This window comes from Candidatus Nitrosopumilus salarius BD31 (genome assembly GCF_000242875.2).
Classification (GTDB): domain Archaea; phylum Thermoproteota; class Nitrososphaeria; order Nitrososphaerales; family Nitrosopumilaceae; genus Nitrosopumilus; species Nitrosopumilus salarius.
Genome location: NZ_AEXL02000019.1, coordinates 1 through 511, shown reverse-complemented (window position 1 = coordinate 511; position 511 = coordinate 1). Strand labels below are relative to the sequence as shown.

The 511-nt window shown below is 37.0% G+C and carries 1 protein-coding gene; it reads left to right on the top strand.

The annotated features are described in order from the left end of the window. Positions 1–74: 74 nt before the first annotated feature. On the top strand, positions 75–511 hold a 437-nt coding region (locus BD31_RS00745), incomplete at its 3' end, for a Rossmann-fold NAD(P)-binding domain-containing protein (protein ID WP_008296967.1).

Below are 511 nucleotides of genomic sequence, written 5' to 3'. Positions count from 1 at the left end.
GATTTATCTATTAACTAAAAAATGATCTCAAGCAAGGCAAATCCTCACCACTTTTAAAAAATAAAACACTTACGATGATCTTTCAAAAACCATCTACTCGAACGCGTGTAAGTTTTGAGACAGGAATGTTTCAGTTAGGCGGTCATGCAATTAATTTATCATCTAATGACACGCAATTGTCTCGAGGCGAATCCGTTGAAGACACTGCAAAAACTCTTTCACGATATTCTGATTGTATTATGGCACGAGTCTATGATCATGATCTACTGAATAGTTTATCAAAACATTCAAGCATTCCTGTGATAAATGGATTGTCTGATTCTTTCCACCCTTGTCAAATCTTAGCTGATTTTATGACGCTAAAAGAAAAAAAGAAAACTTTCAAGGGATTAAAAATTGCCTGGGTTGGAGATGGAAACAACGTATGCAACTCTATGATTTATGGCGCCGCACTCTCTGGAATCCAAATGTCAATCGCAACTCCAAAAGGCTTTGAGCCAGACAAGACAGT